The organism is Gordonia sp. YY1 (genome assembly GCF_009872315.1).
In the GTDB taxonomy this organism is placed as follows: Bacteria; Actinomycetota; Actinomycetes; order Mycobacteriales; family Mycobacteriaceae; genus Gordonia; species Gordonia amicalis.
The window spans coordinates 310,052-331,143 of record NZ_WXYI01000003.1; the positions used below are offsets into that span (position 1 = coordinate 310,052).

General features: G+C 67.7%; 22 protein-coding genes and 1 pseudogene. 5 read left to right on the forward strand and 18 right to left on the reverse strand.

Annotation, left to right across the window (positions count from 1 at the left end):
• Positions 1 to 4: 4 nt before the first annotated feature.
• From mftG to mftE, 3 genes are read right to left on the reverse strand one after another with little or no spacing between them, the layout of a single operon-like run.
• Entirely contained in the window at positions 5 to 1,354 is a 1,350-nt protein-coding gene (gene mftG, locus BPODLACK_RS06545) for a mycofactocin system GMC family oxidoreductase MftG (RefSeq protein WP_159404927.1), read from the reverse strand.
• The gene (gene mftF / locus BPODLACK_RS06550; protein ID WP_159404928.1) at positions 1,351 to 2,889 is read right to left on the reverse strand and encodes a mycofactocin biosynthesis glycosyltransferase MftF; all 1,539 of its coding nucleotides are present in this window, start codon (positions 2,887 to 2,889) and stop codon (positions 1,351 to 1,353) included. The genes mftG and mftF overlap by 4 nt, the downstream gene beginning before the upstream one ends.
• Positions 2,886 to 3,596, reverse strand: coding sequence for a mycofactocin biosynthesis peptidyl-dipeptidase MftE (gene mftE / locus BPODLACK_RS06555; protein ID WP_024497675.1), 711 nt, complete (start codon positions 3,594 to 3,596; stop codon positions 2,886 to 2,888). The genes mftF and mftE overlap by 4 nt, the downstream gene beginning before the upstream one ends.
• Before the next feature lie 178 nt (positions 3,597 to 3,774).
• On the opposite strand from mftE, the gene BPODLACK_RS06560 reads away from it, so the two are divergent.
• Positions 3,775 to 4,884 carry a CaiB/BaiF CoA transferase family protein gene (locus BPODLACK_RS06560; RefSeq protein WP_006434696.1) on the forward strand — a complete coding sequence of 370 codons (1,110 nt, stop codon included), beginning with the start codon at positions 3,775 to 3,777 and terminating at the stop codon, positions 4,882 to 4,884.
• Positions 4,885 to 5,074: 190 nt separating this feature from the next.
• Here BPODLACK_RS06560 and BPODLACK_RS06565 read toward each other — a convergent pair whose 3' ends face one another.
• From BPODLACK_RS06565 to mftA, 5 genes are all read right to left on the reverse strand, one after another.
• On the reverse strand, positions 5,075 to 5,887 hold the full coding sequence (locus BPODLACK_RS06565) for a mycofactocin-coupled SDR family oxidoreductase (RefSeq protein WP_159404929.1): 813 nt from the start codon (positions 5,885 to 5,887) through the stop codon (positions 5,075 to 5,077).
• Positions 5,888 to 6,023: 136 nt separating this feature from the next.
• Positions 6,024 to 7,220, reverse strand: a complete 1,197-nt coding sequence (gene mftD, locus BPODLACK_RS06570) for a pre-mycofactocin synthase MftD (protein ID WP_159404930.1) — start codon at positions 7,218 to 7,220, stop codon at positions 6,024 to 6,026.
• Between the two features lie 95 nt (positions 7,221 to 7,315).
• Positions 7,316 to 8,608 carry a mycofactocin radical SAM maturase gene (gene mftC / locus BPODLACK_RS06575; protein ID WP_006434700.1) on the reverse strand — a complete coding sequence of 431 codons (1,293 nt, stop codon included), beginning with the start codon at positions 8,606 to 8,608 and terminating at the stop codon, positions 7,316 to 7,318.
• 70 nt (positions 8,609 to 8,678) lie between these two features.
• Positions 8,679 to 9,047 (reverse strand): mycofactocin biosynthesis chaperone MftB, encoded by a 369-nt coding sequence (gene mftB, locus BPODLACK_RS06580; RefSeq protein WP_159404931.1) that lies wholly within the window; start codon positions 9,045 to 9,047, stop codon positions 8,679 to 8,681.
• Positions 9,047 to 9,154 (reverse strand): mycofactocin precursor MftA, encoded by a 108-nt coding sequence (mftA, locus tag BPODLACK_RS06585; RefSeq protein ID WP_096274559.1) that lies wholly within the window; start codon positions 9,152 to 9,154, stop codon positions 9,047 to 9,049. The genes mftB and mftA overlap by 1 nt, the downstream gene beginning before the upstream one ends.
• A gap of 160 nt (positions 9,155 to 9,314) precedes the next feature.
• Here mftA and mftR point away from each other — a divergent pair, with 160 nt between their 5' ends.
• The 3 genes and pseudogenes from mftR to BPODLACK_RS23455 all read left to right on the forward strand — a co-directional run.
• Positions 9,315 to 9,944, forward strand: a complete 630-nt coding sequence (gene mftR, locus BPODLACK_RS06590; RefSeq protein WP_096274561.1) for a mycofactocin system transcriptional regulator — start codon at positions 9,315 to 9,317, stop codon at positions 9,942 to 9,944.
• 127 nt (positions 9,945 to 10,071) lie between these two features.
• Entirely contained in the window at positions 10,072 to 11,130 is a 1,059-nt protein-coding gene (locus BPODLACK_RS06595) for a ferredoxin--NADP reductase (RefSeq protein WP_159404932.1), read from the forward strand.
• 100 nt (positions 11,131 to 11,230) lie between these two features.
• Positions 11,231 to 11,563, forward strand: a pseudogene (locus BPODLACK_RS23455) (DoxX family protein); the annotation flags it as partial.
• Between the two features lie 23 nt (positions 11,564 to 11,586).
• On the opposite strand, the gene BPODLACK_RS06605 reads toward BPODLACK_RS23455, so the two are convergent.
• The 10 genes from BPODLACK_RS06605 to BPODLACK_RS06650 form a co-directional block, all read right to left on the reverse strand.
• A complete protein-coding gene (locus BPODLACK_RS06605; RefSeq protein WP_159404933.1) occupies positions 11,587 to 12,333 on the reverse strand; it encodes a DNA alkylation repair protein in 747 nt (248 codons plus the stop codon).
• A gap of 5 nt (positions 12,334 to 12,338) precedes the next feature.
• Positions 12,339 to 13,544, reverse strand: coding sequence for an NAD(P)/FAD-dependent oxidoreductase (locus BPODLACK_RS06610; protein ID WP_024497667.1), 1,206 nt, complete (start codon positions 13,542 to 13,544; stop codon positions 12,339 to 12,341).
• Between the two features lie 67 nt (positions 13,545 to 13,611).
• A complete protein-coding gene (locus BPODLACK_RS06615) occupies positions 13,612 to 14,175 on the reverse strand; it encodes a hypothetical protein (RefSeq protein WP_024497666.1) in 564 nt (187 codons plus the stop codon).
• Positions 14,172 to 14,825: a hypothetical protein gene (locus tag BPODLACK_RS06620; RefSeq protein WP_024497665.1), complete on the reverse strand. Its 654-nt coding sequence runs from the start codon at positions 14,823 to 14,825 to the stop codon at positions 14,172 to 14,174. Before BPODLACK_RS06620 ends, BPODLACK_RS06615 begins: the two co-directional genes overlap by 4 nt.
• 4 nt (positions 14,826 to 14,829) lie before the next feature.
• Complete coding sequence (locus BPODLACK_RS06625; RefSeq protein ID WP_024497664.1) at positions 14,830 to 15,339, reverse strand: hypothetical protein; 510 nt, start codon at positions 15,337 to 15,339, stop codon at positions 14,830 to 14,832.
• Positions 15,336 to 15,932 (reverse strand): hypothetical protein, encoded by a 597-nt coding sequence (locus tag BPODLACK_RS06630; RefSeq protein ID WP_024497663.1) that lies wholly within the window; start codon positions 15,930 to 15,932, stop codon positions 15,336 to 15,338. Before BPODLACK_RS06630 ends, BPODLACK_RS06625 begins: the two co-directional genes overlap by 4 nt.
• Positions 15,933 to 15,946: 14 nt before the next feature.
• On the reverse strand, positions 15,947 to 16,777 hold the full coding sequence (locus BPODLACK_RS06635) for an SDR family oxidoreductase (protein ID WP_394855152.1): 831 nt from the start codon (positions 16,775 to 16,777) through the stop codon (positions 15,947 to 15,949).
• A 168-nt stretch (positions 16,778 to 16,945) separates the two neighbouring features.
• A complete protein-coding gene (locus BPODLACK_RS06640) occupies positions 16,946 to 17,593 on the reverse strand; it encodes a TetR/AcrR family transcriptional regulator (protein ID WP_159404934.1) in 648 nt (215 codons plus the stop codon).
• A gap of 4 nt (positions 17,594 to 17,597) precedes the next feature.
• On the reverse strand, positions 17,598 to 18,935 hold the full coding sequence (locus BPODLACK_RS06645) for a cytochrome P450 (protein ID WP_006434713.1): 1,338 nt from the start codon (positions 18,933 to 18,935) through the stop codon (positions 17,598 to 17,600).
• A gap of 115 nt (positions 18,936 to 19,050) precedes the next feature.
• Positions 19,051 to 20,037 (reverse strand): o-succinylbenzoate synthase, encoded by a 987-nt coding sequence (locus BPODLACK_RS06650; RefSeq protein WP_006434714.1) that lies wholly within the window; start codon positions 20,035 to 20,037, stop codon positions 19,051 to 19,053.
• A 100-nt stretch (positions 20,038 to 20,137) separates the two neighbouring features.
• On the opposite strand from BPODLACK_RS06650, the gene BPODLACK_RS06655 reads away from it, so the two are divergent.
• Complete coding sequence (locus BPODLACK_RS06655) at positions 20,138 to 21,073, forward strand: oxygenase MpaB family protein (RefSeq protein ID WP_024497661.1); 936 nt, start codon at positions 20,138 to 20,140, stop codon at positions 21,071 to 21,073.
• The last annotated feature ends 19 nt before the right edge of the window (positions 21,074 to 21,092 follow it).

Here is a 21,092-nt window from a genome sequence, read left to right on the forward strand (position 1 = left end):
CACCCTAGATCCGTGACGCTATGTGCACCGCCATCATCATGATCGTGGCATGCGGACCGCTGTGGCCGCCGGTGGGCAGGATCGACCCGTCGACGATGCGCAACCCCTCGGTCCCGTACACGGCGCCGAGTGCGTCGGTCCACACACCCATCGGCATGGTGCCCCACGCATGCTGGGAGAACCCGGGCACCGCGGCCACCGAGACGCTGCCCGGCACGACGATGCCGGCGAAGTCGGGCGAACGCAGCATCTCCACGACGCGGTCGGCACCCGCACGCATCGATGCGGTGGCCTCGGGCGACGGTTCGCCGAACTCGAGTCGGACCCGTCCCCGGTCGGCGACGAGCTTCACCGGCGACCGGCGCATCGCGGTCACCTCGACCATCGTCCCGATGGGCGGCACGCCCTCGATGTAGACCGCGAAATCATCTCGATAACAACGGATCTCGAGTCCATCGACGGTGTGGAGCACGGTCGGCAGCACCATACCGGGTTCGGCCGGATCCGTCCGCCGATAAGAGACGACCAACCCGCGATGCTCACCGGCCTCCAGAAACCCCGCCCCACCGAGCACCTCGAGATCCGAACCGAGCAGGAGCCGCGCGGTGCCCAGGGTGCCGGCGGCGAGTATCACCTCACCGGCGCTCACGGCGAACCGGTCGGTCGCGACACCGGTGACGCGCCGCCCGTCGGAGACCTCGAGCCGTCGGACCTCACAGTCGGCCACGACACGGAGGTTCGGCCGGCGGAGGGCCGGCTCGAGATAGGCCTCGGCCGCGGTCCGGCGCAGCATCCCGGACCGGTTGCCGAGCACCCGGTTCACGCCGATGACCGGCCACCGGACACCGAGCGGCCGAGTCACCTCCCGCGACGACCAATACCGCTCGAAAGCCGTTCCGGCATCGCCGAGTTCGTCGTCGGACACCGGAGAGACGCCCATCGTACCGTCGCTTCCGTCCAGCTCGGAGTAGGCGGCGTCGATCGCCTCGAGGCCCCAACCTTCCGGCCAGTCCGCGAAGTCGTCCTGGTGCCAGCGGAGGAAGTAGCCGCCGTTGACCACCGAGGAACCACCGACCGCACATCCCCGCGCCGCGGTCAGACCGTCGAGATCGGTGGCGTGCCGGACCGCGTAGGGCGCGCGGTCGCCGATCGGGAGACGCCGGAGGTCCCGGTCTTCCGGTCCCGGCCAGCGCCCGGGTCCCCGCTCGAGCAGCACGACGTCGCGCCCGGATTCCCTCGACAGCTTCTCCGCGAGGACGCATCCCGCGCTCCCGGCACCGACGATGACGACATCCGCGGTCAGACGACCATTGTCGGCCGACTTCAGCGCGGGATGGCGGGATCGACGGGTCATCGGGAGATGACCGGGCGCAATGCCTCCGCGTCTCGGTGGGTGATGACGCCCTGCCACAGACCCGCACCGTAGGCCAGATCGTCGAGGCGACGCATCACCAGATAACGGAACGGGCCCAGGGCCGGCGGGGTCGTCGGGTCCGCGAGCAGGTCCCGGAACCAGGACACCACCCCCTCGACGACCGCCACCTGGACCACGAGTATGCGGAAGCGTCTCGACACCAGAGCCATCAGCAATGCCACCGGCCAGTAGTGCCGGCAGATCGCATCGGCCGCCTGCAGTAACCCGAACCCGGCCGCTCGTCCGGTCAGTTGCGCCGAGACGAGAGGTGCCGAGGGCAGATCGCCCAACCGCTTGCGGAGCCGGGTCGCGAGGTGGGTCAGGATGAGCATCGCCAGCGCGGTGCCGAAGCGGGTTCGCGACAGCAGTGCGACGACGGCCGCGGCCATCGGCACCGACAACACCAGCGGGGCGGCTCGATCGCCGTGACGTGCCGCGAGGTGGGCGGCCCCGGTTCCGTAGAAGCATCGGCGAGACAGCACCGAACGCAGGTCGGTGCGGTGGTCGTGGGCCACCCGCGCGACCGGGTCGTAGCGGATCCGCCATCCCGCGGCATGCATGCGCCAGCACGCGTCGACATCCTCGGCCACCCGGAGCGACTCGTCGAATCCACAGAATGCACTGCGCCGCACCACGATTGCCGCGCTGGGGACGTATGGGACCCGGGTCGAGGGCAGGACCGCCGACTCCTCCGGCCCCATGTCCAGGGACGACCAGCCGTTCTCGTAACGCTCCGCCAGCGAGGACGACTCGTCAGCCGATCGGAGGCCGACGATGCGAGGGGCCACGACCCCCACCGTCGGGTCGGAGAAGTGGGTCAGCAGCACGGTCAGCCAGTCCGGGTCGGGAACGACGTCGGAGTCGAGGAAGGCCACGAAATCGGTGGTGGCGGCCGCCGCCCCGGCGTTCCGGGCAGCGGCCGGACCACGATTGTCCTCGAAGCGGATCACACGAACGCCGGGCCGCTCGGCCACGATCGGGACGTCCGAGCCGTCGTCGACGACCACGACCGTCAGACCGTCGAGGGCATCGAGCAACCGGTCGACACCGGCCTGGTTGTCCTTGACCGGCACCACCACGGTGACATCGGCGGGTTGCGGCCCGAACATCGGACGGGGGTTGGCGATCCCGGCGTCGAGAAGTGCACGCGCGAGACGGCGGGTCACGTTGTCGCACACCTCGATTCGACCGTCATCGGAAGTCATCCCGAGCGCGGTGTCCGACATGCGCAGCAGTCGCGTCGGAGATCCGCCGACGAGATACCGGAAGTCACCGCCGCGCGCGGAGCGCAGATCGATCTGAACCTGGAAACCGTCGGGCAGATCAGTGCGGTTCTCCGGCGCCGCTTCCTCCGACGTGCCGGCGCCCTCATCTACGTTTTCGTCCGAAACCGATTGTGCACCAACGGCTTCTTCGCCACTGATGCCCTGGGCCGTGGCGCCGCCGCGGGGTGCGGAATCGTCGAGCGCGGTCATCCGATCCGCCCCTGCTCGTCGACCTCCCAGGAGACAAGCGCGGCAGCGAGTCGATCGGTCACCTCGGCCACCAGTCGACGTCCCTCGTCGGCGGTGGCCTCGGTGGGATCTCCCAGCACGCCGTTCGGGCTGACCGCGGCGACACCTCCCTCACGCATGACCGGCAGAAGTGCGCCGACCGGCTCGCGATTGCCGGCGGCCGCCCGTGCGGGGTCGACCAACGACGGCGAGACATGCAGCAGCACAGAGGTTTCAGTGAATCCGGCATGCGCATCCGCCCCTGGGAAGGCACAAGGGAACCAGGCGGCATCACGCCCCTCGTACCGGAGTCGGGTCACCGCGTCGATCAACGTCCGAGTGTTACCGCCGTGTCCGTTGACGAACACGATGCGTCTGGCCCATCTGCAGGCGCTGCGCCCGTATTCGACGAGCATCCCGCGAAGAGCGTCATGCCCGATGGAGATCGTCCCGGCGAAGCCTTCGTGTTCGCCGCTCGCGCCGTAGTTGAGGTCCGGCGCGCGGAGGATGTCGGAATCCCCGAGGCGCTCGCAGACGACGTCGGCCACCGCCGCGGCGATACGCGTGTCGGTGTCCAGAGGCAGGTGCGGACCGTGTTGCTCGACAGAACCGAGGGGTACCACGAGAGTGATCACCTTCCCATCGAGGTCCGGCCAGCTGCACTGCCCCAGCGTCGACGGTCCTGTCATCTGACCAATGCTAGCCATCGCGCCCTCAAGCTTCTGCCCCTCGGCCCAAAAACAGGAAGAAAAACGCGCCGAAATTGTCGTGCCGCCCGGCTTGACGAGCGTTCGATCGGTTGTGGAATGCTAATGCCTACGCGTGACGCCTGACACAGGTGGCAGTACAACGACCGGAGGACGACACATGAGCAGTACGACACCCCATAACAGTGGAAAACCCGGCCCACTCAGTTCGATCCGGGTCATCGAGTTCGCCGGCATCGGTCCGGGACCCCATGCGGCCATGTTGCTCGCCGATCTGGGTGCCGACGTGGTCCGGGTCCAGCGCCCCGGTTCACTCCCCAAGCCGGGCGTGAACGCCGATGCGCTGTTGCGCGGGCGTCGCGTCGTCGAGGCAAACCTGAAGGACGAGACCGATCGTGCGACGATCCTCGACCTGGTGGCCAAGGCCGACGTCATCCTCGAGGGTTTCCGCCCCGGCGTCATGGAGCGTCTCGGATTCGGGCCCGACGACCTCACCGAGGTCAATCCCGGCCTCGTCTACGGCCGGATGACCGGCTGGGGCCAGGACGGCCCCCGCGCGAACCTCGCCGGCCACGACATCAACTACATCTCGCTCACCGGTCTGCTCCACGCGATCGGCCGCAAGGATGATCGTCCGGTGCCGCCGCTCAACCTCGCGGGCGACTTCGGCGGCGGATCCATGTTCCTCGTCGTGGGCGTGCTGGCCGCACTGCTCGAGCGCGGCATCTCCGGCAAGGGGCAGGTCGTCGACGCAGCGATGGTCGACGGCGCTTCCGTTCTGGGACAGATGATGTGGGCGTTCCGCGGCACCGGCCTGTGGAGTGACACACGCGGCACCAACATGCTCGACACCGGCGCCCCCTACTACGAGGTCTACGAGACCTCGGACGGCAAGTACATGGCCGTCGGCGCCATCGAGCCGCAGTTCTACGCCGAGCTGCTGAAGGGCCTCGGCCTGGCCGACGCCGACCTTCCGGCACAGAACGACATCGCGAACTGGGGCAAGCTGAAGGAGATCTTCACCGAGACCTTCAAGTCCCGCACCCGCGACGAGTGGGCCAAGGTCTTCGACGGCACCGACGCCTGCACCTCGCCGGTGCTGACCTTCGCCGAGGCGCCCGGCGACCCGCACATGGCCGCCCGCGCCAACCTCGTCGACATCGACGGGGTCACCCAGGCACAGGTCGCCCCGCGCTTCTCGCGCACCCAGCCGGAGACCCCGGCCGGACCCGCCACCGAGGCCGTCGACCCGAAGACCCTCTGGGCCTGATCCGGCACCACGGAGAATCGCCACTCCCCGGACGGATGCGCTGGTTCCAGCCGGCGCTCCTGAATGGGAAGTGGCGATTTTCGTTTCTCACGATTCGCTTCGTGACGATCTCGCTCCCTGAGGTGCGAGGAGCGTAGCGACCTCCCGCGCTCCCTGAGGTGCGAGGAGCGTAGCGACGAGCCTCGAAGGGTCAGACCTTCGAGTGCCCCATGTCGATCTGGAACTCGGCACCGGTGATGCCCTTGGCGCTGTCGGAGGCCAGATACAGCACGGCATCGGAGATCTCGTCGAGCGACGCGACCGGGTGGTAGTCCAGGATCGACGTGAAATGCGGGTTGACCCAAGGAATCCCGAAGATGCGATGTGCCTCGGTGTCGGCCACGCCCATCGGGGTGTCCACCGCGTAGGGGTGCACGCTGTTGACCCGGATGCGATGGTGGCCGAGCTCCTTCGCGGCCGTCTGCGCCAGACCGACCAGGCCGTGCTTCGACGCCGAATACGACGCTTGCAGGGGCATCGCCTTCAGCCCGGCGACGGAGCTGATGATGGCGATCGAACCGCCGTTACCGGCCTCGAGCATCGCCGGGACCGTGGCCTTCAGCGTCTTCCAGGCGCCGACGAGGTTGATGTCGACGACGTCGGTGAACTGTTCCTCGGACAGCTCCCACACCTTGCCCCAGGTGAGCACGCCCGCATTGGCGATCACGTGGTCCAGCCGTCCGAACTGTTCGACGGCATCCGCGACGAGCTGCTGCTGGAAGTCCAGGTCACGCGTATCTCCCTGCCGCGCAAGGATCTTACCCCCGACGCCCTCGACGAGCCGGATGGTCTCGGCGAGGTCCTCGGCGGTGGCGGGCGGATAGGTCGCGTGGTCGATGATCGGACCCGCGATGTCGAGACCGACGATCGCGGCTCCCTCACGAGCGAACCGGACCGCGTGATTGCGGCCCTGACCACGGGCGATGCCGGTGATGTAGACGACCTTGCCGTCGAACTGTCCCATGGCAGAACTGTAACACGTTCTAGTTCTGCCCACGTTCTAGTTCTACCCACATCCGGTCCGGCACCGAGAGGCGTTCACGAACTCGCCCGCCGACCGGAGATCCGGTCGGCGGGCGGGAATCGGCGGGTGCGACGCGTCAGGCGCCGAAGGACCTGGTGAAGTCGTCGGGGATGATCAGGTCGTCGGCCGAGAGCTCATGCACGCTCCTGTGCCCCAGACCCATCAGCACGCCGTCGAGCCCCATGCGCATGAGGTCGAGGACGTTCTCGACGCCGGCCTGGCCGTTGGCAGCGAGACCCCAGAGGTACGCCCGGCCGATCATCACGGCGCGGGCACCCAGCGCGAGCGCCTTGGCCACGTCACTACCGCGACGGATGCCGCCGTCGAGAAGCACCTCGATGTCGTCGCCGACCGCGCTGGCGATGTCGGGCAGCAAGCGGATGGTCGCGGGGGTGCCGTCGAGGTTGTTGCCGCCGTGGTTGGAGACCGAGATGGCCGACGCACCGATGTCGACCGCGCGCTTGGCGTCGTCGAGCCGGGTGATGCCCTTGACCATGAACGGACCGTCCCAGTGCTCACGTAGCCACTGCAGGTCTTCCCACGTGGGCGGCGGGGTGCCCATCCACTCGCCGTAGGCACCGAAGAAGGTCGGGCCGGGGACGCCCTGCGGGGTGAGGTTGGGCGCCGTGAGATCAGGGATGACGACCTTGCCGCCCTTGACCCAGTCCAGCGCGTAGCGCGGCTTGACCGCGATCTCCGGACCCAGACGCACGAGCGCCTTCAGGTTCACCTTCTCCGGGATCTCCGGACTGCCCCAGTCGCGTCCGACGTTGAAGACCCAGTCGGTGGTGACGATCAGCCCTTTGGCGCCGGCCGCCTTCGCCCGCTCGGCCCGCCGGAGGATGTCCTCACGGCTGCCGAGCCAGTAGATCTGGAAGAAGACCTTGTCGTTGACCGCGGTCACCTCTTCGACGGCGTGGGAGGCGAAACTCGACAAGCCCATCGCGGTACCGCGGGCGGCCGCTGCACGTGCGACGGCGACCTCACCGTCCGGATCGACGGCCTGGACACCGGTCGGCGAGATCATGACCGGGAAGGAGAGCTCCTGCCCCATCACCGACGTGGTCATCTCCCGCTCCGGCTGGGCACCGACAACGTGTGGTGCCCAACCCAATTCGGAAAAGGCCTGCACGTTGTCGTCGAGGGTCACACCGGCCTGGGTGCCGGCGACCAGCGATGCGTACACCGACTTCGGCAGCCGTTTCTTCGCACGACGCTGAGCCTCGGTGACCGTTTCGAACCAGGGGTTTCTCGCCCAGGGGTTGAGAGCCATTCTCTTACTCACTCACTCTTCTCGGATGCGGGCCGTCGCCCGCGGGATATGTTCGATGCCCCGCGATGACTCGACACACGGTGGGGCCGCGTGGATTACCGCGCGGCGGGGGTGAACCCGGCCAGCGGGTTCTCGTCACAGGACTTGGTGGGTCGTCCACCCACCGGGGTCAGGTCGCCGTCGGGGCGACGGGTCATCAGCGTCAGCGGGGTGCCGCGCGAATGATCCTTGTTGGCCGTCGGTTTGGTGCGATCGCCGGCGAGCAGTTCTTCGCCGTAACCCTGCACGCACTCGGGGTCCGGTCCGGCCAGCGGCAGGCCGGTGAAGAACTTTGCCGCCATGCAGCCACCGCGGCAGGCGTCGAAGTGCGCACACTTGGTGCAGGCACCGGCGTTCTGCGGCTCGCGCAACTCGGTGAACAGATCCGAACGCTGCCAGATCTCCTGGAATCCGCCGTCGGACAAGATGTTGCCGGCGAGGAAGTTCTCGTGGATCGCGAACGGGCAGGCGTACACGTCGCCCACCGGGTCGATCAGGCACACCACGCGCCCGGCACCGCAGAGATTGAGGCCGGGCAGGCCGCCGCCGGAATCCCCGCCGAAGGCCGACAGGTGGAAGAACGAGTCACCGGTCAGCACACGATCCCCGTGGGCGACAAGCCAGTCATAGAGTTCGCGCTGCTGCTCGGGCAGCGGGTGCAGGTCGTCCCAGACGTCGGCGCCACGGCCGGACGGACGCAGCCGGGTGATGCGCAGGGTGGCGTTGTAGCGGTCGGCGAGTGCCTTGAACTCGTCGAGCTGCGCGACGTTCTGCCGGGTCATGACGACGCTGATCTTGGCGTCGGCGAACCCGGCCTCGGCCAGGTTCTCGAGCGCCCGGACCGCCATGTCGAAAGAACCCGGGCCGCGCACGGCGTCGTTGACCTCCGCGGTCGCGCCGTCGAGCGAGATCTGGACGTCGACGTAATCCGATGCCGCGAGCCGCGCCGCGACCTTCTTGTCGATGCGCAAACCGTTGGTGGAGAACTTGACTCCCACCTGATGGCTGGTGGCGTAGTCGACGAGTTCCCAGAAATCCGGGCGGACGGTCGGCTCGCCGCCGCCGATGTTCACGTAGAAGACCTGCATGCGCTGCAGTTCGTCGATGATCGCCTTGCACTGTTCGGTCGACAGCTCGCGCGGGTCGCGCTTGCCGGACGACGACAGGCAGTGCACGCACGCCAGGTTGCAGGCGTAGGTGAGCTCCCAGGTCAGGCAGATCGGTGCGTCGAGGCCGCGCTCGAACTGGTCGACGAGGCGGCCGACCTTGGGCACCTGGTCGGCGGGCGCGCTCGGACGCTCGGAGGTCACGAGTTCGGCTGCGGTGGGCGGCATCTCGATGGTCGTCATCGTGTCGGTCCTAGGGTCGGGGCTGAATGCGGGGTGTCGATCGGGGCTGGCGATCGGGACGGATTCTGGATCAGGCCGCGCGGGGCGTGATCATCGCGCTGTCGGCCAGCGCCGTGAGCGCCTGCACATACAGCGGACGCTGCGCGGGCGTGATCCCCGCGGCGAGAAGGGCTGCCTCGGCGGAGTCGTGATCGGCGAGGGACTGCACGATCCCCACCACCGTGAGGTTCTTGAGGAAGGACAGCTTACGGGTACCGAAGTGGTACAGCAGGGCGCCGAAGGGCTCGGGGCGCAGCGCCACCTTCGGGTTGAGCTCCCACGCGACGAACGTGTCGAAGCCGGCTCGGGAATCGGGGGAATCGGGACCGGGGGTGTCGAACCGGACCCCGGCGACCGCAGAACGGCCGCCGGAGGTCGGATTCGATGTCGGGGCAGACATCAGTAGACCCCGCACATCCCATCGATCGACACCTCTTCGACGAGCGACTCGGCGATGAGTTCGGTCTCGTTCGAGTTTCCAGCGGTAGCGGCGGACTGGTCGGCCATGATCCATACCTCCTGATCTTCTTAGTGACTCGGATCACGAAGGACTATAGTGGCACTCAGTGCAGATTTCCACTGCTAGAGCAAAACTGCCCGTTCGGGCAGGTGATCCGCACGTGTTCCGTCGGCCGCGCGGAAGTGCATCCCATATGGTGAGGTCTCGATGACGTCGACAACACAGCAGGACGCGAACCCGGGGCGCACCGCGCCCGGGCGACGCCCGATCTCCTCGCGCGCGCGGATCAGCGCGCTCGCGATCAGCCTGTTCACCACCCGGGGCTTCGAGGAGACCAGCGTCGACGACATCGCCGAGGCCGCGGGCATCGCGCGCCGCACACTGTTCCGGTACTACTCGTCGAAGAACGAGATCCCTTGGGGAGAGTTCGACGACCACCTCGGCGAATTGCGCGGACTTCTCGCACAGATACCCACCGACATCCCCATGGCCGACGCCCTCGTCGATGCGCTGGTCGCTTTCAACCGGGTGCCACCGGAGGAACTCGAGAACCATCGCAGGCGCATGTCCCTGCTGCTCGGAGTTCCGGCGCTCCAAGCGCATTCGATGATCATGTATGCCGATTGGCGCCATGTCATCGCCGGGTTCTGCGCAGCCCGACTCGGCCTGGACGAGAACGACCACATCCCCCAGACCATCGGCTGGCTGTGCCTGGGCGCGGCCCTCGCCGCCTACGAGCAGTGGCTGGCCGACCCCGATGCCGACCTCGAGGCACTCATCGCCGCCGGTGCGCGGACCGTCGCGAACGGGGTCGCGTCACTCGCCCGGACGGCATGACCACCGCGGCGACTACGCTGGCGACGGCATGGCCTCGTGGGACGCCCACAGATTGGGCTATCCTGAAGTAGAACGTGTTCTAATTCGGTCCGGTTCGACCCGGTCCTCGACGTCGGAGAGCTGCTACATGTCTGACCTGACCCCTCATGGCTCACGAAGCGTGATCCTCACGGTGGCCGAGGTGATCGATGAGACGTCCGATGCCAAATCCATCGCCTTCGAGGTCCCCGGGACGTCGTCGGACGCCTTCACCGACTACAAGCCGGGGCAGTTCCTCACGCTCCGCATCCCGAGTGAGCAGACCGGGTCGGTGGCCCGCTGCTACTCCCTGGCATCGTCGCCGTACACCGACGCCCGTCCCAAGGTGACCGTGAAGCGCACCGTCGACGGCTACGGGTCCAACTGGGTGTGCGACAACCTCTCCCCCGGTTCCCAGGTCGAGGTGCTGCCCCCGTCCGGGGTCTTCACGCCGAAGTCCTACGACGACCCGCTGCTGCTCATCGCCGCCGGCAGCGGCGTGACGCCGGTGATGTCGATCCTCAAGGCGGCGTTGAAGAAGAGCGACGCGCCGATCGTCTTCTTCTACGCCAATCGCAGCGAGGACGACGTGATCTTCGCCGCCGAGCTGCGCGACCTGCTCCACGCGCACGCCGACCGCCTCACCGTCGTCCATTGGCTCGAGACCCTGCAGGGGCTGCCCACCGCGGCAGCCCTGACATCGGTGTTCGCGCCGTACTCGACCACCCACACCGCCTACATGTGCGGTCCCGGACCGTTCATGGACGCCGTCCACAAAGCCTTGGCGCAGGCGAACTTTCCGCACCACAACGTCCACACCGAGGTCTACAACTCGCTGTCCGGCGACCCGTTCGCCGACGTCGAACTCGAGGAGGTCAGCGAGGAGGACCAGGCTTCCGCGGCCACCGTCGAGGTCGAACTCGACGGCGAGACCCACACTCTGAGCTGGCCGCGCAAGCGCACCCTGATCGACATCATGCTGGCAGCCGGGCTCGACGCCCCGTACTCCTGCCAGGAGGGCGAGTGCGGTTCGTGCGCATGCACTCTCACCGAGGGCACCGTCGACATGGACAACGCCGGCGCGCTCGACCCCGAGGACATCGAGGACGGTTACATCCTGGGCTGCCAGGCACATCCGACCTCGGATTCACTCAAGATCGAATTCTGACCGGCAGTTCCGACCATCGAAGGGGAGCACCGACGTGACGACCATCCTCAGTTCCCGGCGTGAACGCTCCCGATTCAGTCCGGCGCAGCTCGCCCGCGGTATGGCCGTGATGCTCCTCGGTATCGGGGCACTCCACTTCGTGGCACCCAAACCGTTCGACGAGATCATCCCGGAGGAGATCCCCGGCGACCCGCGAACACTGACGTACCTGTCCGGGGTTGCCGAGATCGGCTTGGGCGCCGGACTTCTCGTGCCACGGACCCGCCGCCTCTCCGGTGCGCTGGCGGCGCTGCTGTTCCTCGCCGTCTACCCCGCGAACCTCAACATGGTGCGGATCTGGTGGGACAAACCGCTGCCCTACCGGGTCGCCGCACTGGCGCGTCTGCCGTTTCAGTTCCCGATGATCTGGGCGGCGATACGCGTGGCGCGAGAGCTGATCCTCGCCTCAGCGTCTCCTCACCTCAGCGCACGGAAATGCGCGCGCTCCTCGGGCGTCCGGTGTTCGATCGCGTCACTCAGTGCGGTGCGGCCCATTCGAGCGGCGTTCTCCTCGAGGTACGCCAGAAGTGTCTGCTCGTCGACGCGCTTGCCGGTCTCGCGAAGCATCCACCCGAAGGCCTTCTGGATGAGGTCCCGCGGGTCGTCCCGGACGAGTGGCGCCACCGACAGAAGCACTGATGCGTCAGCGTGTTTGATGTGGGCGAAGGTCGCGATGATCCCCACGCGTCGCCGCCAGAGGTCGCCGTCGGCGGCGTGGGCGAGGACGACGTCGATGTCGCCCCGCCGGCGGCAGTATTCGCCGAGGACGGAATCGGCGGACGAGTCCACGAGATCCCAGTTGTTCACCCGTCCCCGACGGACCGCGTCGAGGTACAGACCGACCCACCTCGCAGCCTCGTCCCAGTCCGGGACCGACCGCGGCCGTAGGGCCCGTTCGAAGTCGCCGCGCAGCAGGAACAAGGCGATGAGCCGATGCTCGTGAACCGGCGAGTCCAAAAGCGCGACAATCTCATCGGCGCCGATGCCACGGAAGCGTTTGGCTATCGCCCGTTGCTGGGGCACGCGCAGGCCGAGGAACTCGTCACCCTCCCCGTAGCCGCCGGGTCGGACCTGGAAGAACCGCGCCAGGTCGACCGCACACTGGGGATCGGCGATCTCGGCCGCCGCCGCGCGTACCGAAGCGGCGTTCAACTCGGCGCCCATCGGTGCTACAGCAGGTCGGCGATGGGCGTCGGTGTCTGGAGTTTCGATCGGGTCTTCATGACGGCACCGACCTTGCCCGCACCGACGACGCCGGTGAGGATGCCATCGCGGCTGTAGTAAGCCACGAACTTCTTGCCGTCGTCGTCGACGACGTGCACGGTGTCGTCGGCGCGCGGGGAACCGAGCACCTGGATCTTTAGGTCGAACTGGTCGCTCCAGAAGTACGAGACACCGGCGGTGACGGCGTCGCCACCGGCGATCTGGTGGGCCACGACGGAGGCCTGTTCGACCGTGTGGTTCCAGTGCTCGACACGGTGCGGGGTGCCGTCCTGGTCTCGCCAGTTGGCGACGTCACCGAGCGCGTAGACACTGTCGGCGCTGGTGTGACCGGTTGCATCGCAGGCGATTCCGCCACCCACTTCGCGGGGTGCGAGTTCGATCCCGGAACCGTCGAGATAACCGGTCACCGGCGTCGACCCGATACCGACGACCACGATGTCCGCCGGTAGTTCGGTGCCGTCGTCGAGCTTGACCGCGGTGACCTTCGGTCCGGTCGGGTCCTCGGCGACGACGATTTCGGCGACACCGACCCCGGTGCGCAGGTCGACCCCGTTGTCGGTGTGGAGGCGTGAGACCAGCGTGCCGATCTCCTCGCCGAGAGCGACCGCGAGCGGAGTGGGAGCGGGCTCGACCAGGCTGACGCTCAACCCGCGGGAGGTGAGGCTCGCGGCCACCTCGCAGCCGATGAACCCGGCACCGATCACCACAGCGGTCGAGGCGGTATCGATCTCGCCGCGCAACGCCACCGCGTCGTCGTAGGTCCGGATCATGTGCACGCCGGCCACGGCGTCGGCAAGACCCGGGAACGGTCGCGGGTCCAGCCCCGTGGCCAGGACCAGCGTGTCGTAGGCGAGGGCGTCACCGGATGCCAGCGTGACGGTCTTCTCCGCCGGCGACACCGAGGTCACCGCGGAACCCAGGCGAAGGGTGATGCCGGATTCGCCGTAGAACTCCGCGGGTTTGAGGTCGACCCGATCGTCTTTGCCGAGCAGGACAGACTTCGACAGCGGTGGACGGTCGTAGGGCGGATGATCCTCGGCACCTACCAGGGTGATCGGATCGGTGAACCCGTTGTTGCGGAGGCTCTCCGCCACCCTGATCCCGCCCAGGCCCGCCCCGACGACCACGACGCCCGCGCCTGATCCACTCATCTTCGTCCTCTCTCACCGCGGACACCGTTCAACTCGGAATGCCCGATGACATTCCGAGGACAGTGCCTCAGCGGGTTACGTCTCCGACCGGTTGCAGGTCGGACAACAGCCAATTCCCGTCGACCTTACGCATAAGTGCCCACCTCGCGGTAGGGGTTGTCTCACCGTCCGCATCGGCAGGCTCCCTAAAGCCTATAGGTTTTTGTCCGTCTGCGACAGACAGCGTCTGATCGATGAACACGAGGACCCGCGCGCGTTCGTCGGCGCTGTCGTCCAGACCGGCGCCCACGACCCGTCCGACCATCGAGATCGCCGCGGCCCGCGCTCCGGGAAGGACGACGTCGGCGCCCCGATTGCGGTATTCGAGACGCAACGGGTCGGCAAGCTGCGCATCCGTGCGCCGCCGCTGGTCGGGTGGGTCATCCGGTCCGAATGTCATCAGCGCACCGACCGCGCCGCCCGCCGCGGACAGGATCGCGGCACGCTCGTCCTCGCTGGGCTGTGGGTCGGACCGCAACACCGCGATCCCGGCGATCAGCGCGACAACGAGTGCCACGACGGTGACGACGGTCAGGGCAGCGATGCGATGGCGTTGCCGGCGTGTCGGGCGCGGTTCCAGGAGTTCGGTCACGACAGACGCGCCTCGGCGATCTTCCAGCCGTCACCGGTGAGTTCCATGGTGATCAGCGCCGTGATGCGTTCGGCGGTCGCGTCGACGGCGGCCGGAGCCGCCGCCCCCTCCGACCCCAGCAACAGCGGGTTCGTGGCGTCGGCGACGACGAGCACGTCCACGGTGGTGCCGGTGTCGTCCGACGCCGGATCGGTCACCAGGCCGGCCGAGACCACCTGTCCGACACTGCGTCCGGCCTGCCTGCGCACTTCGGTGACGAGAGCGTCACGGGCCTTGTCGATGCGATCCCGCTGCGAGCCGGTGCTCACCGCGAGTACTCCGTCCACATAGGCACCGGCCTCGGCCGGGTCGGCGGTCAGCATGGCCGTGACCGCAGCACGCGCCGAATCCAGCACTTCGCCCTGCAGATCGACTTCCGCCCGCTGCCCGCGGATCTGCCATCCCAGGACAACACCCGCGACGACGAGGATCGCGACGATCGCCGCCACGGCCAGAAGACCCGCTCGTAGGCGGCGCGTCCGTCGCACGGCACGCTCGCGGAGCGCGGGAGCGGCGGCGATCCGGGCCGTGAGCGCACTCCGCGTCGCCTCGTCGACCCGGCTGCGGGCAAGCCGCACGCGGGCGGAGGTCGAGTCGTCTGCCTGCGTCACCGTCTCACCCGATCACATCGGCCGCGGCGAGCATCCACGAATCATCGGCACGGACGAAGCGAGCCAGCACCGATCGCCGGACCGTCGCCGCATCAGGTTCGGATCCGGCACGAACACCGGACCGTACGGTCACCGCCACCCGCATCAGGGCCTGCCCTTCGACGGCGTCGGCGTCGACCACGCTGACGATCTCGGGCCGCCACACGACCGAGATCGTCCCCGGCTCCGGTGGCCGGGTGAGCTGTGCTCCGTAGCTGTCGAGAAACTGGCGGGCGACCAGCTCCCGGGCCCGCGCCCGATCCTGTTGCCACCGAGACGAATCGACCGAGAAGACGTCGGCCACGATCGTTCCCGCACGGTTGCGGAGCTGCTCACGGCTGTGCTGCAGCTCGTCTCCCGCGGCGTGGGCACGCCACGCGGACCCTGCGGCGACCAGCGCAACCGCGAGCACCAGCGCCGCCGCCAGAATTCGGAGAGCGCCGGCCCGCGCCGAGATGTAACTCGATGAGGTCATGGAAGGTATTGCACCGCCCCGAGTTTCAGCGAGCCGTCGTCTGGTGTGACCAGTACCCGTAGCCGGAATCGGCGTGCCTGCCCCGGACCGGTCCCGTCATCGGCGTCGAACACGACGGTCGCCGCGACGAGAACCGTTGCGCTGTCGCCCTCCCGGGCGGAGACACCCGTGCCGTCGACCGAGGACTCGGACACCGAACCATTGGCCTGCACGAAAGCGCTGTAGCTGTCCGCGGACTGGGCGAACTCGTCGTAGAAGGTGCCGGTGGCGCCCGCGAGGATCTTGCGCGCCCGGCCCGGATCGCGATGGTCCGGCGCGATCAGCACGCCGACGCGTTCGGCGGCGGCCCGCTCGAAGTCGTCGTCGGTGTAGGCGTTCCGCGCGTCGGACCAGGCCGCGACCGCGATCCCGGCGCCGACGACCGCGACGACCGTCACCAGAATCGCCGGAATCCACCGCCACCGCGGCACCGGGCGTCGCAGGCCCGCGTCGACCTCCACGGCATGCAACTCGTCGAGCGCCTCGCGCAGTTCACGCCGAGCGCTGCGGGCGGACGCGATGTCCGCCGCACCGGACCGCGACCCCTCGCTCAAAGCCGGGCTCTCCTCTACGACGACAGGCGGGTGTCCGCTTTGTTCTCGACCTTCTCACCGCGGATTCGGCTCGAGTAGGCGGCGCGCGCCTCCTGGTCGGGGCTCAGGAAGATCGAGTCCAACTTGGTGAGCTTCCGGCTGAACCGCTTCATCGCCTGTGGGAACAGGGGACTCGAGTCCGCCCAGCGCATCGACCGCGGGGCGTACACGCCCGTCACCGGGCGGGCGATCGTCTCCACGACGATGGCCGCCACTTCTTCCGGCGACACGGTCTGGATGAACTTGTTGGTCTGGAGTCCGGAGATCAGCGCGGTCCGGGTGAAGGTCGGGAGGACGGCGCTGACGGTGACACCCTCCGGCTCGAGCTCGGCGCCCAGCGCCTCGGAGAACTCGATCACCGCGGCCTTGGCGCCGTTGTAGATGGTCAGACCCGGGGTCGGGATGCGGCCGGCCGTCGACGCGATGTTGACGATGTGGCCGGTGCGTCGCGGGGCCATCCGTCGAGCTGCTTCCTGGCAGCCGATGATGACGCCGAGGACGTCGATGTCGAAGGTCCGCCGGATGATCGTGTCGTCGTAGGACAGGAAGGGACCCACCGGCATGATCCCGGCGTTGTTGACCAGGACGTCGATCGGTCCGAGCCGGCTCTCGACCTCGGAGAGGAAAGCGTCGAAGGACTCCCGCCTGGTGACATCGACCTCGACGCCCTCGATGCCGAGATCGGCCGCGGCCTTGCCGACCGCCTCGCCGTCGACATCGCCGATGGCCACCTTCGCGCCCGCCCGGAACAGCTGGGTCGCGGTCTCGAATCCGATACCGCGCGCGCCGCCGGTGATGACCACCACCTTGTCCTACAGCGCTGCTCGGACGGCATCGTGGTCGGGCTTCCGAGACAGTTTGTCACGCAGGCTCATTGGTTCCACCTCGGGTGATTGTTGTTGATTGGTCTCGACAGTGGGCGGCGCGCACGGCCGCCGCGCATGAGGTCGTCGCCGTAGTGCGTCGGGCTCCGGTCACCAGATCATCGGGGCGAGGAACTTCGCCGCGAAGTCGCGAACCCGCTGCGGTTCGGTGCGGGCCGGATCCGACGGCGGCGTCTCGAGGAGCGAGATCACCAGGCGCATATGGATCTCGACCGCCTCGAGCAGATCCTCGACCGGCATCTGGGCGCCCTCCTCGCGCAGCGTGGCCGCAACCCGATCGGTGACCATGTCGATGAACAGCGACGTCATCTTCGCGGTGACGCTCTTGATCTCGGAGTCGGTGAGGACGAGCCGGCTCAACAGCGGGTCGGACATGACGAGTTCGGCACCGACCGCGAACGCCTCGACGAGCGCTTCCTTGGGTCCCATCCCCTTGACCGAGGCCTCGAGTTTCTGCATGCCGCGTTCGTAGGCATCGTTGGCCACGGCATAGAGGAGCGCCTCCTTGTTCGGGAAGCGGCGGTACAGGGTGCTGCGGCTGACGCCGGCACGCGCTGCGACCTCGTCGATGTTGGCGCGGCGCACACCGACCTCGGCGAACTCCGACGCCGCGGCCGCGAGGATCGCCGCCTCCTGGTCGGCCGGGCTCGCGGTGTTGCGCACCTTCCGGGTGGACGTGCGGGCGCCCTTCCGCTGCCCGACGCTCTTCACGGTCTCCTTCACGAGATTGTCCGACACTCGATCACCGGCGCCGAAGGGTCACGGGGAACTTGTCCTTGGGCACGGGCAGCGCGCTGTAGTCCATCGGCATCGTGTAGTCGGCCGGCACCGACCATTCGTAACCACGCAGCAGGTGATGCATGATCGTCTTGATCTCCATCTGGCCAAAATACAGGCCGATACATTTGTGAACGCCACCACCAAATGGCATCCAGGCGAACCGGTGCGACTTGTCCTCCGCGCGCTCCGGACCGAACCTCTCCGGGTCGAACATGTCGGGATTGGTGAAGAACTCCGGGTCCCGCTGGCCGGACAAGGAGGAAGTCGTGACGATGGTGCCCTCGGGGATGTGAAAACCCTGGACCGAGGTGTCCTTGATGGCCATGCGGGGCTGGGCCGGCACCGGCGGACAGAGCCGCAGCGACTCCTTCATCACCAGGTCCAGCGCAGTCATGCTCCCGAGGCTGTCGTATCCGAGTTCGGGTCCGAGTTCGAGCGACTCCGACCGGGCACGTTCCTGCCACTCGGGCGCCTTGGCCATGTGGTAGGCCATCTGGGTCATCGTGATCGTCGACGTGTCGTGCGCGGCCATGAGCACGAAGATCATGTGGTTGACCACGTCCTCGTCGGAGAAGCGATCTCCCTCATCGCTCTCCGCGTGACAGAGAACCGAGAAGAGATCCGGTGTCTCCCGTGCCCGCTTCGCCGCGATGTTGGCGTAGAAGAACTCCTCGAGGACCTTGCGCGAGCGCAGCCCCTTCCACCAGCGACCGCCCGGAACGGGTTTGCGCACGTAGGCGACACCTGCACGGACGGTGTCGATGAACGCCTTGTTGATCCGGTCGGCCTCATCCCTGGGAAGGTTCAGGCCGAGGAAGACCTCGAGCGCGACGTCGAGGGTGAGCGCCTTGAACTGTTCGAACAGTCTCACCGAGCCGACCGGGAACTCCCCGACGCGCTCGGCGATCATGGGCTGCATCTCCTGCATGTAGCCCTTGAGCGCGGAGGTGCTGAACGCCTGCTGCAGGATGTGCCGGTGGTGACGGTGCTCGTCGAAGTCGAGGAGCATGACGCCGCGGTTGAAGAAGGGACCGATGAAGTAGCTCCACGCCGGACCATTGGCGAACGCCCGGTCCTTGTTCATCAGGATCTCCTGCGCGGCGCGGGGGTCTCCCGTCACCACCATCCGCACGCCGAAGGCATCGAGTCCCGACACGTTGCCGAACCGGGCGCGGCGGCGGTCGGCGAAGGCGAACGGGTCGCGCCGCATCGACATGATCTCGAGGATGCTGTTACGACCCGAACACGGCACGGCCTGCAAGCCGCTCCCCGCGGGAGGGGTCGCGAGTACCGACGCCATGACCGTCTCCCATCCAGTCGAGTCGTGCAGAATGTGATCCACATCGCATACTAGACCATGTTGAGACAATCCGGGAAAAGCGTTCCTAACTCGCCTCCGATCGGCCGGCGAGAGCTCAGCCCTCGACGAGCAGCCGATGACAGCGTCGAAGCCGATGCCGCCACCACTGTTGACGGTCCTCCGGCGCAGCATGACTCACGACGTCGACGTCGAACCCGGCACCGAACCACCGCGGTTCGACGACGCCGTCCCGCATCAGGAACGACGGCGCGACGTCCGCCGTGAAGAGCGAACCGGTGCCGAGGCCGCAGGCGAGGTCGAGACGAGGCAGTGCCGCGGCCGCGGCCACGCCGGCCGCCATGCCGATCGCGCTGTCGAGGGCGCTCGACACGACGACGTCGAGCCCGAGGGTGTCGGCGAGTTCGAGCGTCGCCCGCATCCCACCGAGCGGCGCCACCTTCACCACGGCGACGTCCGCGGCCTCCGCGGCGACCACGCGCAACGGATCGTCGGCCTTGCGAATCGACTCGTCGGCGGCGATCGGCACGTCCACCGAACGCCGCACCTGCGCCAGCTCGTCGACCGTGCGGCACGGCTGTTCGGCGTACTCGACGTCCCCGATCGCACGGAGAGCGGTGATCGCCTCGTCCACCGACCAGCCACCGTTGGCGTCGACGCGCACCCGCCCGATCACCTCACGTGTCGCGGCGACCCGCGCGACGTCGTCGTCGAGGGTCTGGCCCGGTTCGGCGACCTTCACCTTCGCCGTCCCCGCGCCCGGATACCGCTTCAGCAGTTCGGCAACGTCCTCGGCCGGGATCGCGGGCACGGTCGCGTTGACCGGCACCGTGTCCCGCACCGCGGGGCGCGGACCGAGATAGGCGGCCTCGATGCCGGCCCGCAGCCACGCGGACGCCTCGACGTCGCCGTACTCGACGAAGGGACCGAACTCGCCCCAGCCCGCCGGCCCGGCGAAGACCATCGTCTCGCGGGCGGTCAGCCCACGGAACCGGGTTCGCATGGGGAGACGAACCACCACGGCCGTCGCGAGCAGATCCTCCACATCCGGGAGCTCCCACTCACCGTTCACGCCGCCGGGCATCACATCCTCCTGGGTCACTCGCGTCGACTTTGAACGAGGGTTGTGTGAATTCGATGGAACAACCTTCCCACTTTGTTCCAAGTGCACTACCCTCGCCCTCATGTCAGTCAACCAGGGATTCGATGCCGGTATCCGCGAGGCGGAGCCGATGATCGTCGACGACACCCCGGACACCGCCGGCGAGATCGTGCGGCCTCGGCTCGGAGCCGATTCACTCGTGTGGAAGTTCTACGGCGATTCCCGGGGCATCCTCGGCTTCCAGCGGCTGGCCGGCACCGAGAACTGCATCGAGCAACTCGGGCAGGCCGTCCTCGACCACTCGGTGATCTTCAGCGACTTCCTCGGTCGCGCCAAGCGGACCGGGCCGCCCGTGATGAAGACCGTCTACAGCACCGAACCCGAGAAGTGGGGCCGGACGGTCCGTGATTTCCACCGCGACATCAAGGGCACCATCAGCGACGGCTCGCGCTATCACGCGCTCAGCCCGGAGCTGTTCTACTGGGCGCACGCGACCTTCGTCGACCAGGTCCTCTACATCACCGACACGTTCATCCGCCGGCTCAGCTACGCCGAGAAGGTGCAGATCTTCGAGGAGAGCAAGGTCTGGTACCAGCTCTACGGTGTCAGCGACCGTGGTCAGCCCCAGACCTACGAGGAGTTCCTCGCGTATTGGGAGGACATGCTCGACCGCTTCGTCCCCCACAAGACGATCGTCTATGCCACCGGCTACATCCGTCAGGGGCTGCCTCGCCCCAAGAAGGTCCCGGGCCCGGTGTGGACGGTTCTGTCGGCTCCGCTCAACGCGTTCATCCGCACGGTCATCGTGGGGACACTCCCCCAACAGATGCGTGACGTCTGCGACCTGGAGTGGAACGACAAGAAGGAGAAGAACTTCCAGCGCTTCGCGGCTTTCATGCGCGCCATCAACCCGCTGGTCAACCGACTACCGCTGAAATACCTCTACGTCCCGTGGGCGTACGAGGCGTGGACGAAGGTGGGCGTCGACCCGCGGCCGCTGCACAACAAGCCGGCCTAGCGACCCAGGCCCGTCGAGG

What these genes read in the sequence shown, in the direction of transcription:
- mftG (WP_159404927.1), bottom strand. Translation starts at nt 1,354, where the DNA reads ATGACCCGTCGATCCCGCCATCCCGCGCTGAAGTCGGCCGACAATGGT.
- mftF (WP_159404928.1), bottom strand. Translation starts at nt 2,889, where the DNA reads ATGACCGCGCTCGACGATTCCGCACCCCGCGGCGGCGCCACGGCCCAG.
- mftE (WP_024497675.1), bottom strand. Translation starts at nt 3,596, where the DNA reads ATGACAGGACCGTCGACGCTGGGGCAGTGCAGCTGGCCGGACCTCGAT.
- BPODLACK_RS06560 (WP_006434696.1), top strand. Translation starts at nt 3,775, where the DNA reads ATGAGCAGTACGACACCCCATAACAGTGGAAAACCCGGCCCACTCAGT.
- BPODLACK_RS06565 (WP_159404929.1), bottom strand. Translation starts at nt 5,887, where the DNA reads ATGGGACAGTTCGACGGCAAGGTCGTCTACATCACCGGCATCGCCCGT.
- mftD (WP_159404930.1), bottom strand. Translation starts at nt 7,220, where the DNA reads ATGGCTCTCAACCCCTGGGCGAGAAACCCCTGGTTCGAAACGGTCACC.
- mftC (WP_006434700.1), bottom strand. Translation starts at nt 8,608, where the DNA reads ATGACGACCATCGAGATGCCGCCCACCGCAGCCGAACTCGTGACCTCC.
- mftB (WP_159404931.1), bottom strand. Translation starts at nt 9,047, where the DNA reads ATGTCTGCCCCGACATCGAATCCGACCTCCGGCGGCCGTTCTGCGGTC.
- mftA (WP_096274559.1), bottom strand. Translation starts at nt 9,154, where the DNA reads ATGGCCGACCAGTCCGCCGCTACCGCTGGAAACTCGAACGAGACCGAA.
- mftR (WP_096274561.1), top strand. Translation starts at nt 9,315, where the DNA reads ATGACGTCGACAACACAGCAGGACGCGAACCCGGGGCGCACCGCGCCC.
- BPODLACK_RS06595 (WP_159404932.1), top strand. Translation starts at nt 10,072, where the DNA reads ATGTCTGACCTGACCCCTCATGGCTCACGAAGCGTGATCCTCACGGTG.
- BPODLACK_RS06605 (WP_159404933.1), bottom strand. Translation starts at nt 12,333, where the DNA reads ATGGGCGCCGAGTTGAACGCCGCTTCGGTACGCGCGGCGGCGGCCGAG.
- BPODLACK_RS06610 (WP_024497667.1), bottom strand. Translation starts at nt 13,544, where the DNA reads ATGAGTGGATCAGGCGCGGGCGTCGTGGTCGTCGGGGCGGGCCTGGGC.
- BPODLACK_RS06625 (WP_024497664.1), bottom strand. Translation starts at nt 15,339, where the DNA reads ATGACCTCATCGAGTTACATCTCGGCGCGGGCCGGCGCTCTCCGAATT.
- BPODLACK_RS06645 (WP_006434713.1), bottom strand. Translation starts at nt 18,935, where the DNA reads ATGGCGTCGGTACTCGCGACCCCTCCCGCGGGGAGCGGCTTGCAGGCC.
- BPODLACK_RS06650 (WP_006434714.1), bottom strand. Translation starts at nt 20,037, where the DNA reads ATGCCCGGCGGCGTGAACGGTGAGTGGGAGCTCCCGGATGTGGAGGAT.
- BPODLACK_RS06655 (WP_024497661.1), top strand. Translation starts at nt 20,138, where the DNA reads ATGTCAGTCAACCAGGGATTCGATGCCGGTATCCGCGAGGCGGAGCCG.